Origin of the sequence: Larkinella sp. (assembly GCF_965227735.1) — a bacterium.
GTDB lineage: Bacteria > Bacteroidota > Bacteroidia > Cytophagales > Spirosomataceae > Larkinella.
Window position 1 is genome coordinate 1,314,952 of the sequence record NZ_OZ245776.1, and the last position, 14,211, is coordinate 1,329,162.

Annotated in this window: 12 protein-coding genes; 7 read left to right on the forward strand and 5 right to left on the reverse strand. The window is 52.9% G+C overall.

The window, feature by feature from the left end; all coding sequences use genetic code 11:
- Nucleotides 1–243 precede the first annotated feature (243 nt).
- Together ACO064_RS05220 and ACO064_RS05225 are read left to right on the forward strand one after the other, a co-directional pair.
- Nucleotides 244–3,576 (forward strand): SusC/RagA family TonB-linked outer membrane protein, encoded by a 3,333-nt coding sequence (locus ACO064_RS05220; protein WP_421826340.1) that lies wholly within the window; start codon nt 244–246, stop codon nt 3,574–3,576.
- 19 nt (nt 3,577–3,595) lie between these two features.
- Entirely contained in the window at nt 3,596–5,128 is a 1,533-nt protein-coding gene (locus tag ACO064_RS05225; protein WP_421826341.1) for a RagB/SusD family nutrient uptake outer membrane protein, read from the forward strand.
- 78 nt (nt 5,129–5,206) lie between these two features.
- Here the strand turns inward: ACO064_RS05225 and ACO064_RS05230 are convergent, their stop codons facing one another.
- The 3 genes from ACO064_RS05230 to ACO064_RS05240 all read right to left on the reverse strand — a co-directional run bounded on the left by ACO064_RS05230 (nt 5,207) and on the right by ACO064_RS05240 (nt 7,178).
- Nucleotides 5,207–5,428, reverse strand: a complete 222-nt coding sequence (locus ACO064_RS05230; protein ID WP_421826342.1) for a hypothetical protein — start codon at nt 5,426–5,428, stop codon at nt 5,207–5,209.
- A 115-nt stretch (nt 5,429–5,543) separates the two neighbouring features.
- Nucleotides 5,544–6,851, reverse strand: coding sequence for an esterase-like activity of phytase family protein (locus ACO064_RS05235; protein ID WP_421826343.1), 1,308 nt, complete (start codon nt 6,849–6,851; stop codon nt 5,544–5,546).
- 75 nt (nt 6,852–6,926) lie between these two features.
- Nucleotides 6,927–7,178 (reverse strand): hypothetical protein, encoded by a 252-nt coding sequence (locus ACO064_RS05240; RefSeq protein WP_421826344.1) that lies wholly within the window; start codon nt 7,176–7,178, stop codon nt 6,927–6,929.
- Nucleotides 7,179–7,485: 307 nt separating this feature from the next.
- Between ACO064_RS05240 and ACO064_RS05245 the strand changes: the two genes are divergently transcribed.
- The gene (locus ACO064_RS05245; RefSeq protein ID WP_421826345.1) at nt 7,486–8,997 is read left to right on the forward strand and encodes a choice-of-anchor I family protein; all 1,512 of its coding nucleotides are present in this window, start codon (nt 7,486–7,488) and stop codon (nt 8,995–8,997) included.
- An 85-nt stretch (nt 8,998–9,082) separates the two neighbouring features.
- On the opposite strand, the gene ACO064_RS05250 is transcribed toward ACO064_RS05245, so the two are convergent.
- Entirely contained in the window at nt 9,083–9,370 is a 288-nt protein-coding gene (locus ACO064_RS05250; RefSeq protein ID WP_421826346.1) for a hypothetical protein, read from the reverse strand.
- Nucleotides 9,371–9,493: 123 nt separating this feature from the next.
- Between ACO064_RS05250 and ACO064_RS05255 the strand changes: the two genes are divergently transcribed.
- Together ACO064_RS05255 and ACO064_RS05260 are read left to right on the forward strand one after the other, a co-directional pair.
- Nucleotides 9,494–11,611 carry an alpha-amylase family protein gene (locus ACO064_RS05255; protein WP_421826347.1) on the forward strand — a complete coding sequence of 706 codons (2,118 nt, stop codon included), beginning with the start codon at nt 9,494–9,496 and terminating at the stop codon, nt 11,609–11,611.
- A gap of 86 nt (nt 11,612–11,697) precedes the next feature.
- Nucleotides 11,698–12,195 carry a DinB family protein gene (locus ACO064_RS05260; RefSeq protein ID WP_421826348.1) on the forward strand — a complete coding sequence of 166 codons (498 nt, stop codon included), beginning with the start codon at nt 11,698–11,700 and terminating at the stop codon, nt 12,193–12,195.
- A 117-nt stretch (nt 12,196–12,312) separates the two neighbouring features.
- On the opposite strand, the gene ACO064_RS05265 is transcribed toward ACO064_RS05260, so the two are convergent.
- On the reverse strand, nt 12,313–13,455 hold the full coding sequence (locus ACO064_RS05265) for a DEAD/DEAH box helicase (RefSeq protein ID WP_421826349.1): 1,143 nt from the start codon (nt 13,453–13,455) through the stop codon (nt 12,313–12,315).
- Between the two features lie 122 nt (nt 13,456–13,577).
- On the opposite strand from ACO064_RS05265, the gene ACO064_RS05270 reads away from it, so the two are divergent.
- Nucleotides 13,578–13,838: a DUF6364 family protein gene (locus tag ACO064_RS05270; protein WP_421826350.1), complete on the forward strand. Its 261-nt coding sequence runs from the start codon at nt 13,578–13,580 to the stop codon at nt 13,836–13,838.
- Nucleotides 13,835–14,149 (forward strand): PIN domain-containing protein, encoded by a 315-nt coding sequence (locus tag ACO064_RS05275; RefSeq protein WP_421826351.1) that lies wholly within the window; start codon nt 13,835–13,837, stop codon nt 14,147–14,149. The genes ACO064_RS05270 and ACO064_RS05275 overlap by 4 nt, the downstream gene beginning before the upstream one ends.
- Nucleotides 14,150–14,211 lie beyond the last annotated feature (62 nt).

Genomic DNA, 14,211 nt, shown 5'->3' on the forward strand with positions numbered 1-14,211 from the left:
GCCGGTGACGAAGCGAGTGCTACCCTTGATTTCCTTCCCCTTTCTACGACTACGACGGTTTTTGTTTGCTTCTGTAGGTCAACGGCTATCCCTTAATGCATTGACCATCGGTGTATGAAAACAGGACTTTTACGGACGCTCTGTAGCCTTCTTCTTTTAGCATTCACGCACCTCGCCTGGTAAATTCTCCCGTTCGCGTTTCCCAAATCAATTCACCATACAACCTGCTTAAAACGTATCGAAATGAATCACTACAACAATCGTTTTGTCCGGTATTTCCGCTGCCTGCTCCTGCTGGCCCTGGCAACCGGACTAGCCAACCGGCCCGCATCGTATGCCGACGACCGGCGGAGCCAGGCAAAAACCGCCCGGTTGCTCGTCAAAATTACGGGAACCGTCACCGATGAGGACAATCAGCCGCTGCCGGGCGTCAGCATTGTGGAGAAACAAACCCAGAAAGGAACGGCGACGGACGCCAGCGGCCAGTTTACGCTCGACGTCAATGCCGGGGCAACCCTGGTGGTTTCGTCCATTGGCTTTGCTTCGCAGGAAGTGGCCATTGGCAACCAGACCACCCTGACAATCCGGCTGAAAGAAGATGTCAACCAACTGAACGAGGTGGTGGCCGTCGGGTATTCGACCATGCGAAAAAGCGATGTGACGGGCTCCATCGCCAATGTAAAAGCCAAAGAACTGAACCTCTCGGCTCCGTCGCTGGGACAGGCCCTGGTCGGAAAGCTGGCGGGTGTTCAGGTCAACCAGGTGAGCGGGGCACCTTACGTGGGTACTAAAATCCGGGTGCGCGGTATTGGCTCGATCAATGCCAGTTCGGACCCGCTGTATGTTATCGACGGCTATCCGGCGGGCAACGACGTGTTTATCAACCCGAATGACATCGAGTCGATCGACGTGCTGAAAGATGCGGCATCGGCGGCTATTTACGGTTCGCGGGCGTCGGGGGGTGTGGTGTTGATTACGACCAAACGCGGCAAGGAAGGCAAAGGTCGGCTGGAATATGAATACCAGTATGGCATCAACCAACTGGCTAAAAAAGTAAAACTGCTGAACGCCGAACAGTTTACCCAACTGTTGATCGACGCCCGCAACGGAACGTATCGCGATTTGACGCTAAATGCTGGCAAGCCCTGGAACGACGGCATGTATTCCGACGACAATGCGACCCGAATTGCCAAAGTCAATAATGCCAATTCGGTTAGTATACCCGCCGACCTCTACAATTTTGCGACCCAAACCATGATCCAGCCGAAATACAATACCGACTGGCAGGATGAACTGTATCGCAACGCGCCGATGTCGCGGCACAACCTGACGTTTTCGGGCGGCAGCAACGGGTTGCGGTATCTGCTGAGTGGCGGGTATCAAAACCAGCAGGGCATCATCGTGGCCACCAAACAGGAACGGGTGAACCTGAGGGCCAATGTGGACGCTGATGTAACCCAAAAGCTGAAAGTGGGCGCCAGTATTTTTTTGACGTCTACCAACAACCGCGAAGCACAGGAAGGCCGTTTCAACCAGGGCTCAATTCTGGGTGCGCTCATTTATGCCCCCATTTTCCGGGCTCGTGATGACAACGGGAATCTGATTAAAAATGAAATGGCATCGCAGCAACCCCTGTATGGTTACCAGACCATCGAGAATCCGGTGGCACTCGCCCTGGAAACCAACATCACCCGCCGGGGGATGCGCGACACGTACAACGGAACGATGACCTACGAAATCATTCCCGGTTTGGCGGCCAAAGCCAATTTGGGGATGCAGACCTACAACGAGAAATACGAGTATTACCTGCCCACGAGCCTGAGCAGCGGCAACAACCCGCCATATTCTCCGCAGGCACTGGCAGCAGCGAAGGCCACCGCCCAGACGCTGTCGACCACCGATGTGCTGGCCGAATTTACCCTCAATTACAGCAAACAGTTTGGTCAACACGGGTTGAATCTGCTGGCGGGTTATACGGCCCAGCGGCAGAAAAGTGATTTGATCAGTGTGTCGTCGCAGGGATTTCAGAATGATCTCATTCAGGAGATTACGGCCAAAGGAGCCGATCCGAGCAACTTTTTCCTGAATTCAGGCACCCGGAAAGTCGAAGAATCGCTGTTGTCGTATCTGGCCCGGGCCGAATACCATTACGGCGAAAAATACTTTCTGACGGCCGCTTTCCGGCGCGATGGTTCGTCGCGGTTTGGCCCCCTGAATCGCTGGGGAAATTTTCCTTCTATTTCCGGCGGCTGGAGCATCTCGAACGAACCGTTTTACCACGACTGGCTGGGACAGGCGTCTTCGCTCAAGCTGCGCGCCAGTTGGGGCCTCACCGGAAACTACAACATCGGGAATTACAACTACCAGCAGGTGATGTCGTCGCAGGGCGGGGCGGTTTTCGGCAACGGAACCATTCAGACGGCCCTGTGGGCGGGTGCCATCAAAGATCAGCGGCTGGGCTGGGAATCGACTTCGCAGTATAACATCGGGCTGGATGCGGGTTTGCTCAACAACCGCCTGTTCGTGATTGCCAACTACTACATCAGTAATTCCTACAACCTGTTGTTTAACCAGCCGATTTCGGCGGTTTCGGGATCTTCGACCATTCTGACCAACCTGGCCGATTCAAAAATCCGTAACCGGGGTGTTGAGCTGCAACTGGATGGCCGCTTGATTGCTACGCCGGATTTCAAGCTGAACCTGAGCGGTAACATTTCCGTCAACCGCAACAAAGTTCTGGACATGGGGGGTGCCAGCACGATCATCACCAGCGGTGCCGAGCGGTCTTATCTGACCCACATCACGCAGGAGGGCCAGCCGGTCGGCATGTTCTACGGTTTCAAAGTAATCGGAATGGTTCGGGAAAAAGACATGGAGAATCTGGCGGCCGACAACGCGGTTTACAACTCTGCCACCCAATCCTTTCCGGCCGGTTACGTCCTGAAAGGCCCCGCCCGTTCGACGGCGTCGAGCAACCCGTTGAAACCGGGCGATCTGCTTTTCGAAGATGTCAACGGCGATGGCGTGGTGACCGATGCCGACAAACGGGTGATTGGCAGTCCCTATCCCAAATTCATCTACGGGGCGTCGCTGTCGGCCAGTTACAAAGCCCTGGATCTGAATGCGTCGTTCAACGGTTCGAAGGGGAATCAGGTGCTCGACGGACAGGATTATTACGTCTACAACATGGAAGCCTCCGGCAATCAGTATGTGAGCGTAACGGATCGCTACCGCTCGGAATCGCAGCCGGGCGACGGCAGCGTATACCGGGCCGCGCGGGGCGGAACGCAGAGCAACAGCACCCGGCTTTCGAGTTTCTATTTGCAAAACGGCTCCTTCTTCCGCTGCACGAACATCACGCTGGGCTACAATCTCCCGGCGCAATGGCTCGCTAAAGTCAAAGTCGGTGGGTTGCGGGTTTACGCCAACGTCAACAATGCCTTTACCATCACCAAATACAAAGGCTACAACCCCGAGGTGGATTACAACAACGGAGCCAACCTGACGCCCGGCGTCGACTACGGTATGTATCCGCTGGCCCGTGGCTATAACCTGGGTGCCAAACTGACTTTCTAATTCTTACATGACATTTACGATGACTTATAAACACATTTCAGTCCTTTGTCTGCTGGCGCTGCTTCCGCTGGCGTCCTGCAAAGATGATTTTCTGGTTCAGACCGACCCCAATTCCGTGACGACGTCCGACTATTTCAAAACCGAAAATGATGTATTCATTGCGCTGAACGGGGCCTATCAATCGCTCCGCAGTTCCAATTCGATTGGCGAAGGCAGCGGTTTGTTTTCCGAAGAACGCTCCGACAATACCGGTCGAAACGATAACCAGTCGAACGCGGGCGAGCCGTTTCAGTTCAATGATTTTTCGCTTCTGCCTTCTAACACGAACCTGAAAACGCACTGGCTGGCGTTGTATCAGTGCATTACCCGAACCAATCAGGTGCTGTCGGGGATCGAAACCGTGGCTTTCAGCAAGCCCGAAACCAAGGCGCAGTACAGTGCCGAAGCGAAATTTATCCGGGCGTTGATTTATTTCCACCTGGTTCGCAAATGGGGCGATGTGCCGCTGGTGACCAAACCGCTGACGACGGCGGCTGACGTGACGGCCAGCACCTTCCGCGAAAAGAAGGAAAAGGTGTACGAACAAATCGTGGCCGACCTGACCGAAGTCACCAGCAGCCCACTGCCCGATCATCAGCCGCTGGCATCCAAGGGCCGGGTATCGAAAGTGGCCGGATTTGCCCTGCTGGGGCAGGTGTATCTGACTATGGCGACTACGCTGGATGCCGCCAACCGCACGGCCAACCTGAATGCTGCCAAAACGAACCTGACCAGTGCCTACACGAAACGGACGTTTGGGGCTTTGAAGGAAATCCCGTATGCCGATGTGTTCGATGTTGCCAAGAAATCGACGAACCCGGAAATCATTTTCCAGATTGTCAACAAACAAGGCGACATCAACTATTCGTCGAGCATTGCCGCCAACAACCAGGCCCAGGGCGAAACCATCAACTCGCTGAGAAACAATACGGGTATAGGTGGCAATGTGACGCCCGATCTGGTGAAGGAATACGAGGAAACAGATTTGCGGAAAGCGTTTTCGATTAAATTTGCCAATGCCGCCACGGTGAAAGATTACTTCATCACCAAATACCGGGATGCCAGCGCGGCCGCCGGAACCAACGGCTATGGCGGCAACGACTGGATTCTGATCCGGTATGCCGACGTGATGTTGATGCTGGCGGAGGTCAATCTGCATCTGGGCGACGAAGCCTCGGCGGTTTCGTTTCTGGATCAGGTTCGGGAGCGAGCCGGGATGCCGAAATACGAGGTCGCCAGAACCAATGCCACCTACAGCAGCCAGTTCCCGACGCTCAAACTGGCCATTCTGCACGAACGGCGTGTGGAACTGGCGTTTGAAAACCACCGCTGGTTTGATCTCCTGCGGTTTTTCACCCCCACCGAACTGGTTACGTACATTCGTGCGAAGTCGCAGGCCGACTTTGGGGTGGCAAAACTGTCCAACTTCGGAACCAAGGATTATTACTACCCGATTCCGTTCGATGAGAACAAGTTGAATCCGGAAAAAATGTACCAGAATCCGGGGTATTGATCCGCCTGACCGGCACGAATGCGAAAGAGGAGTCATCCGGGTGGTGACTCCTCTTTTTTTTGTTAACTGCCGGAAGAATTATTTGGTCTTCTGCGTGTTCCGATAACGGCCCAAAACCGCCATAATCTTATGGTGAATGGCGGTATTTTCGTAGACGCCCCGAAAGTCCAGCGAATGCGGGCCATATGCAAAAACCGGCACCATCACGCCCGAAAAACTGTTGGTGATAAGCCTGCCAGAAAGGAATCGATTGCTCGTAATCGTTGTGCGAATGGGCCTGGGCCGTCGTATAGAGGCCATTCGGTTGGGCAAAAGTAGAGTGGATTGACATAAAACCGGCCACTAAACGAACAATCAGGCTTTTCTTCATCGATTGAAAATGAGCTTCAATTTGCTTTGGCAAACGCTACCGGCCTTACTTCAAAGGGGTTGCTAACGTTACGAAGTAAATCCGGTTCAAATCCGCTTTGCCCGTAGCCGGTAAAATCTTGGTGGTGAAGCCATTCTGTCCGTTGTCGACCACTCCAAAATCATCGTCGTTGGAAATGGCCAGCAAGTTTGTTCCCAGCAAGGCCACGCCCTCGGCTTTGTCGTGCGGATAAACCGGTGAAATTCCCGTCAACAGATCCAGCACCAGTGTTTTCGTAACCGGTACGATGCCGGCCGTCTGCAAGCCCGTTTTATCTTTCAGTTGTTCGACCGTCATCCCGTTAAACAGTTTTCCGCCAACACCGTTGGCCGGATCAGAAATGTCCGTGGCCCCCGCCAGATCAAATTTGTAGATCCGTTTGAACGTTGCAGGTTTGGCCGGATTACCGCCGTAATCACCATCCCGCTCCAGGGCCAGAAATGTCGTATTCGTGATCGCGGCCACTTCGCTGCACCCGGTCAGGCTCGCATTTTCCATCAGGTAAACGTACTGTTTCGTGGCCCCCGTAGCAATATCGAAGGTCAGAACCCGAATGATCGTTGAACCGGAAACCGCAGACGGATTATAGAGTGGCGATTGCATCAGCCCTACCAGGGTTTTGCCGTCGGGGGTCATCGTGAGTCCTTCCATACCCCGGTTCGGGCGACGCCGGGCCAGCACCAGCGGCAGGGTGCGCCCGCCAGTTCCGGTGCCAAACGGATTGATGCGTTCCAGGGTTTTGCCGGTCGCATCAAAATGGACAATGTGCGGACCGTATTCGTCGCTGACCCAGAACGTGCCGTCCGAAGCCAATACCAACCCTTCCGAATCCAGCCCGTCCGCGCTGGGAGTTAACAACTGACCCAACAGGTCGAAGGCGGTTTCGCCGGTGCTTCCTTCTCCGCTGGGGTTCGGCAGGCCCGTCAGCAATTGGCCTGCCGCATTTTTCAGTAAAATAGTTTCTTCCAGCACCAGTTTACCGCCGTCCACCCGGAATTTACCGATTTGAGGGGTAAAATCAGCTTTCCCGAAAATAATGGAATTGGCCTGTGATCCGGCAGCATTCGGCCCCCGGTCGGTCAACAGATAAAATACATTGGGATCATTCGGGTCGGCCGCAATAGCGGAGCCAAAACCCCCGTTGGAAATAACCGTGTTGTTGGGCGAAATCGCTAAAACTTTGGGGTCGGTTGCTTCCGCGAAAGCCGGATACAAAACCGCCGGAATGCGATGGTCATCGCAGGAAGTAACGACGAATCCACTCGCCAAAACCAGCAGCGTAGCTACCGAAACAGGTAAAGATAACTTGTTCATAATCAGAGAAAAGGTTGTTTTATTAAGTATCAGGTTGCGTTTATACGGAATGGTACGGTTTGATCCGGTTTAACCTCAGACCAATTCATAGGTTGCTTCTTCCGGAACCCGCCGGTAGTTTAATTCCTCCAGAACCGCCCGGGCAAAAGCCGATCGGTCGGATTTACGATACTGGTCGGGCGTCAGAGCGCCGGAAGGCGCGACGAAAACCTGGCTAACCCGTTGGCAGGCTGACCAGAGTGTCCGGTTTCTTTCAATTTTGAATTGCCGAATTGGCGTGTCAGCGCCAAACCACAGGCTGATGATGTTGTTCGAATTGCCTTTCATGACCTGAAGGTCGTTACGAGTTGGGTTGCGTGTCCTGGCTGGAGATTCGGTCGGATTGCGGAGCCGGATGTGGACTGAACAAAGGTAAAAGCAAGGCGCAACAAGCGGATTACGGTACGATCAAGTCTGAAACAGTTTTGTTAATCTTCCGGTAACACCACTTCGGCTTCGTTCAAAAAAGCGACGAACGCTTACCATAAATACCTGTTAAAAAGCCTGTTAAATAATTATTAAGCTTTTCCGGCGCATGGTTTCTGTCCCTGATCGGCTCCTATTTTTGTTTCTTTCACCCCTCATAAACACGAGCATGATTCAGAACAAATGGCGGATCGGACTGGCCCTTTTGGCAGTATTGACCAACGCCTGTATCAACGATCACCAACCTCCCGGGGTGTCGCAGGAAAACCCGGCCACGTTCAAGGAAATTTCCTCAACGGATTTAGGCGGTGAGGCTTCCGCCGAAATTGCGACCTACGACCCGATCAGCAAACGCCTGTTTGTGGTTAACAATGAATCGGCTCCCAAAGTCGATGTTCTGGATTTGACGGCTTACCCGACCGTCACCAAATTACCACCCATCGATCTGACGACCCTGGGCGGTGTGGCCAACAGCGTGGCGGTTTCCGGCGGGAAACTAGCCATCGCCCTCGAAGCCACCAACAAACAGGCAAACGGGAGCGTGATCGTTTTGAACACGACGAATTTGACTTCCGTCAAACAGATTACCGTGGGCGCGCTGCCCGACATGGTCACCTTTAGCCCCAATGGTGCTTACATCGTTACGGCCAACGAGGGCGAACCCAGTGCCGACTACACGAACGATCCGGTGGGTTCCATTTCGATCATCAACGTCGCCGACAACTACAGCGTCAAAACCCTCACCTTCGAGTCGTTTGCGGCTTCGTTGCCGCAGTTGTCGGCAGGCGGTTTTCGGATCTACGGCCCTGGTGCAACCTTTGCGCAGGATGTGGAGCCGGAATACGTAGCGATTTCGTCGGACTCCCAAAAAGCGTGGGTAACGCTCCAGGAAAACAATGGGATTGCCGAGGTTGATCTGGTGACGGGAACGATTTTGAAAATCAACCCACTGGGAACCAAGGACATTAGCCTGGCCAACAACGCCATGGATCCCAGCGATCAGGACAGCAAAATTAGTTTGGGGACCTGGCCCGTCAAATCCTTTTTCCTGCCCGACGCGATTTCCTACTTTTCAACCAGTGGCAATGGGTACCTGATTACGGCCAATGAAGGCGACGCCCGGGAATATTCGGCTTTTGATGAGCAGGTACGCGTCGGTAGTCTCACCCTGGACCCCACGGCTTTCCCAACCGCTGCGAACTTGAAACTGCCCGCCAACCTGGGCCGCCTTCGGGTGACCAAAACGGCCGGCAATACCGGTGGCGTCTACACCGAGCTTTACGGCTTTGGTGGCCGGGGCTTCAGCATTTACAACGCATCCACCGGAACGCGGGTGTATGACTCGGGCAAAAGTCTGGAAGAGCAGGTCATTGCCGCTAACCTCAACCTGTATGATGATGGACGCTCAGACGACAAGGGTGTTGAACCGGAAGGCGTTACCGTCGGCCTGATCAACGGCAAACCCATCGCGTTTGTTGGCATGGAACGGGCGGACGCGATTGCTATTTATGATGTCACGAACCCGGCGGCTCCCCAATTTCTCCAGCTTTTCAAAACCGGTGATGCCCCGGAAGGCGTGTTGTTTGTTCCGGCCGAAAACAGCCCAAACGGCCGCAGCATGCTGGTTGTGAGCAGCGAAGGCGACGGAACGGTTAAGATTTATCAGCCCGATAAAGTATAAAACACGTTTACATTTTCTGATTGACGCTACAGAAGTGATGTCCGCATCACTTCTGTAGCGTATCAAACGCAGGATAGGTATCCCCTCATTCTACATCCTCCCGCCCCTCCGGCGTAAACCTCATTAATGCATCCCCAAGCATCCCGTCCTCCTTTTTCGTCACGCGTTTTAAGCGGGCAAACGCATCTTTCCGCACTTTGATCGAGGCATCATCGAAGCGTTTGAACGTGGCCCAGTCGACGTAAGCCCGGTTGGAGTCGGTATCCAGAAAACCGCCGTATTCGAGTTGGTGTTTGTCCAGTTCCAGCACGTAAATCACGGTCAGCGTAATGGGCTGGTTCGTTTTGGAGTAGAAAGTCCAGGTCAGTTTCATACTGTAAGGTACGTCCCGGTTTTGTAGAAGCCATTGGTTTGCGCCCACTTTCTGACTACTTTTATTCTTTTCTGCTTTCCATCAGCCCATTCCGTTCCCGTGAAAAAACCGCTTCTCCTTTGTTTGGCTTGCTTTCTGTTCTCGTTTACTGCCGGAATTGCCCAAAAAAACGCTCAGCCAGTCCCATCCGTAAAATGGCCGGACAACCTGCCGTGGTGGAAAGCCAACAACCTGCGCGTGATCCAGACCAACTTGCCAGCCTACGAAGCCGCCACCCTCCACCCGGATTCGCTGCTGGAAGACCTGCTGGCGTGTTCGGCCAACACACTGCTGATCAACGCGGGCGGCATCATGGCCTTCTACCCCACCCAGCTCGATTTTCAGTATACCAACCCCTACATGAAACCGAATACGCTGGCCCAAGTCATCAAAAAGTGCCACGAAAACGGCATCCGCGTGGTGGTACGGTTCGACTTCAGCCGGGTTCATGAAAGCATCTTCAAAGCCCACCCCGACTGGTGTTATATTTCGCCCAAAGGTGAACGGATCATCAACACGGATATGTACGTGGTGTCGATTAACGCACCGTATGTGCAGGACCGGGCGTTCAAAATCATCGCCGAGGTGATTGACCAATTTCCGATCGACGGTATTTTCTTGAACATGCCGGGCTACCAGGTCAACAACCCGTACGAGGGCAAGTACCACGGCATCGACCAGAACGAAGCAGACAAAAAAGCCTTCGCAGCCTTCAGTGCGGGCATGACCTTGCCCACCGTCGAGAACAAAGCCGACCCGGTTTTTCAGAAGTATCTGGCCTTTAAAAAAGCCACGGTCGAAGACTGGTCGAAGCGGTTGCACGAACTGGTAAAGTCCAAAAACCCGCAGATTGCGATCTGCACGTATATGGACAAATACGTCGACATCATCCGGCACGAATCCCAGTCGAACACCAGCCTGCCGTATTGGCCTTACACGGCTTCCGACAACGTGAGCAATGCCGTCAACTCCTTTCCCGATCACATCGTTAGCAACGCCAGCATTCAGCAAATTTCGTTTCAGTCGCGCTACAATGCCGTGGAACCGGAGGAAGTCGGCATTCGGCTCTACGAAAACATCGCCAACGGTTCGGGCCTGGATATCAGCCTGATGGGCGACATGCGGGGGTACGAAGACGAACGCAACTTCGACATCGTCAAAACCATTTATGCCCACCACAAGAAGCACGAACCGTATTTCGGGAACTACCAATCCGTCGCTAAAATTGCCGTCGTGGCCCCCGGCGCCTGGCCAAGTGGCGAACCCATGCAGGAATACCGGGGCATCGTGCTGATGCTGAAAGAAGCCCACCTGCCATTCGACATCATCGAAGACGGTCAGATCGGCAACCTGGCCGACAAAGTCAAAAAATACAAACTCCTGATTTTGCCGGAAATCACCTACCTGAGTGCCGAAGACATCCGGGTTTTGAAAGAAGCGAGCCAGCAAGGCACCCACCTCATTGCCACCAGCCGGACGCTGTTCGACAGTCTGGAAACCTTGCAGGACTTGTTCGGAGCCAAAATTATCCAGAAAGACCACGACGGAGCCGGTTTTTACCTCAATCCTGAAAACAAAACCGTCTTCAAACGTTTTCAGAAACAGTCGATGCTTTTCTGGAAATTCAATCTGGGGCTTTATGATCTGAAAGCCGCCGATGCGGTTTTTCTGCCCATTCTGGCGAAGGGTCGTCCGGGTCCACCGGAGATCATCGGCGGCCACGACCCCACCGGGTATTACGCGATGGGTGTTAAAAAACACGCTAAAAGTCAGGCGGTTATCTTACCAATCAATCTGGGGCGGCTCTATTACATGCACGGCTACGAACAGCACAAAAACATTTTGCTCGACGCCATCGACTACCTGTTACCGGAAGCCAGCCAACTGGTTCAGACCAACGCGCCCGAACGCATCGAAGTCATTTTGCAGGAATACACGAAAAACATCCCGGCCAACGTCACGAAGAAAACCACCGACGGCCTGATTCTGCACCTCGTCAACCTGACCGGTTTCAGCGGAAACACGTATTTCAAACCACTGCCGGTTTACGAGCTGACCTTCAAAATCAAGTCGAATTTCAAGCCCTCGAAAGTCTTCTCGATGGTGACCGAAAAACCAGTTCCGTTTACGTGGAAAGACGGTTTTGTGGAATTGAAAGTGGCCAAACTCGGCGACTTCGACGGCCTGGTGCTGGACCGGTAAATATATCGGCTCCTCGCCGAAGGCTACTGACATAGGGCTGTCACCGGGTCACGTTTACTTTGTATCGTAAACAAACCCCAACAACTATGTCACAGATCGAAATGCTTTTGAAGGAAATGGACCAGGAAGCCAAAACCACCCGGAACATGCTCGGCCGCGTTCCTAACGATAAGTATGACTGGCAACCGCACGAAAAAAGCATGACCGTCCGGGCGCTGGCCACCCACATTGCCGAATTGCCGTCGTGGGTGACGCTGGCGTTGACCACCGAAGAACTCGATTTTGCCACGACTCCGTATCAGCCCGTAGCGATTAACGACACGGCCCAGTTGCTGGACTATTTTGAAAGGACGCTGGCCGACGGTAAAGCGCATCTGGAACAGGCTACTGAAGAACAACTGGAAGGCCGGTGGGTGCTGCGTGAAGGCGAACAGATTTACAGCGACACCTCGAAAGGCGAAATGATCCGCATCGCGTTCAGTCAGACGGTTCACCACCGGGCGCAACTGGGCGTATACCTTCGTCTGTTGAACATTCCGATTCCGGGCAGCTACGGCCCAAGTGCTGATGAACCTGGTTTTTGATTGAGCGATGAAAGAGATGAGACAAGAGAAGAAAGACATACATCTGCACCGGATCATTATCGGTTCGATTTCTTTTTCCCCTTGTCTCTGCTCTCTTGTCTCTATTCTTTTTTCCGGTCAATACCCCTGCAAACTCAATTCCTCGGTATCGACCATTTCAACGCGCTTGCCCATTTTTTTCTGGATGATTTTAAAATGGTGTTCGTCGTCGGGGCAGATGAGGGAAATGGCTTCCCCTTCGGCCTCGGCGCGACCCGTTCTGCCAATCCGGTGAATGTAATCTTTGGGGGAACGCGGCAATTCGTAGTTGATCACAAACGGCAATAACTGAATATCAATCCCCCTGGAAATCAGATCTGTAGCCACCATTACCGGCAACTTCCCGGATTTGAATTTGCTCAACGTTTCGGTCCGCGCGCCCTGGCTCTTGTCGCCGTGAATGGCTTCGGCCAGCACGCCGTTTTTCCGCAACTTCACCACCAGATTATCCGCCGTCCGGGTCGATGAAACGAATACCAGCACCTGCGTCATCTTCCGTTCTTTGATCAAATACCGCAGCAACGGTCCTTTCCGCTCCGGGTCGATCCGGTAGGCAACCTGTTTGATCAGATCCAGATTCTGCGGTTCTTCGGCAATTTCAATTTTAATCGGATTGCGCAACAGATTTTCCCGAATTCCCTGAATCGCATCGCCCAGCGTGGCCGAAAACAGAATGTTCTGACGGTTTTTGGGCAACATTTCAAAAATCTCATTCATCTCGCCGGCAAAGCCCAGATCCAGCATTTTATCGGCTTCGTCGAGCACCAGAATTGCCACTTCCCAGAGGTGTAAGGCGTTGGACGATACCAGATCCAGCAGACGGCCCGGCGTTGCGACTACAATTTCGGCACCCAACAGGGCAATCATCTGCGGATTGATGGACACCCCGCCGTAGACCGCCAGCGTTTTGACTTTTCGGGGCAGGCTGGCGCTTAAGCTTTGGAAGACCTCGGCCACCTGAACGGCCAGCTCGCGGGTGGGCACCAGCACCAGTACTTTTACATTGCGGTCGTTGGTGGTCTTTCGGCGCTGAAACATTTCCAGAATCGGCAGCACAAAGCCGGCGGTTTTGCCCGAGCCGGTTTTGGCAATTCCCAGCACATCGTGCCCTTTCAAAATGGTCGGAATGGCCTCCTGCTGAATGGGATAGGGTTCGGTATACTGCTGCTCCGCGACGGCTTTCAGGAGCGGTTCGGATAATCCAAGCGATGAAAAAGACATAAGGTGCTAAAAAGAGGAAGGAAAGTAACGGCTTCCGGCTTCAAATATACCACTAAATACCGGGGCAGTGGTTTTGTAAGGATGAACTTACTATGTTTACACGTACAATTTCATCTTTCCGTATGGACAGGAAATTAACGCTGAAGCTCGATGAAGACGTGATTCAGCAAGCTAAAATCTACGCTGCTTCGCAAAACAGAAGCATCTCAGGGTTGGTAGAAGGGTATTTGAAATCGCTGGTCAGTCAGAACGATTCAGGCAATGAAAACGAAGAAATCAAAATTTCTCCGTTCGTTAAAAGCATGACTTCGCGGACAATGATCCCGGCAGATTTGGATCCAAAGGAAGAATACAGAAAGCATCTGATGGAGAAATATCGATGAAAACTCGGCTTTTCTCGGCCCTTTCGTTTGCCACGGTGAATTATTTTCTATCCAAGTATGAAAGTAGAGAAAAAGCGAAGGATCTGCTTCGAAAATTTCGGATCATAGCCCGGATCATTAGCGTCGATGACTTGATTATTGAAAAAGGATTGAATTCCAATTTCTCCGATTTTGAAGATTCCCTGCAATACTTCTGTGCCTTAAAAGGCGAGTGCAACATGATACTAACCCGGAACCCAAAGTATTTTAAGGAGTCGGAGCTTCCAATCATGACCGCCCAGGAATATCTGGTCAGCATCGGAAGAAAATGATCATTTATCCTTACCCTATAAAACACTATCAATCAGCCACTTTATCCCTGAAAAAGCTTCAT

Coding starts and splice junctions, on each gene's coding strand:
- ACO064_RS05220 (WP_421826340.1), top strand. CDS start 244: ATGAATCACTACAACAATCGTTTTGTCCGGTATTTCCGCTGCCTGCTC.
- ACO064_RS05225 (WP_421826341.1), top strand. CDS start 3,596: ATGACTTATAAACACATTTCAGTCCTTTGTCTGCTGGCGCTGCTTCCG.
- ACO064_RS05230 (WP_421826342.1), bottom strand. CDS start 5,428: ATGGCCTCTATACGACGGCCCAGGCCCATTCGCACAACGATTACGAGC.
- ACO064_RS05235 (WP_421826343.1), bottom strand. CDS start 6,851: ATGAACAAGTTATCTTTACCTGTTTCGGTAGCTACGCTGCTGGTTTTG.
- ACO064_RS05240 (WP_421826344.1), bottom strand. CDS start 7,178: ATGAAAGGCAATTCGAACAACATCATCAGCCTGTGGTTTGGCGCTGAC.
- ACO064_RS05245 (WP_421826345.1), top strand. CDS start 7,486: ATGATTCAGAACAAATGGCGGATCGGACTGGCCCTTTTGGCAGTATTG.
- ACO064_RS05250 (WP_421826346.1), bottom strand. CDS start 9,370: ATGAAACTGACCTGGACTTTCTACTCCAAAACGAACCAGCCCATTACG.
- ACO064_RS05260 (WP_421826348.1), top strand. CDS start 11,698: ATGTCACAGATCGAAATGCTTTTGAAGGAAATGGACCAGGAAGCCAAA.
- ACO064_RS05265 (WP_421826349.1), bottom strand. CDS start 13,455: ATGTCTTTTTCATCGCTTGGATTATCCGAACCGCTCCTGAAAGCCGTC.
- ACO064_RS05270 (WP_421826350.1), top strand. CDS start 13,578: ATGGACAGGAAATTAACGCTGAAGCTCGATGAAGACGTGATTCAGCAA.
- ACO064_RS05275 (WP_421826351.1), top strand. CDS start 13,835: ATGAAAACTCGGCTTTTCTCGGCCCTTTCGTTTGCCACGGTGAATTAT.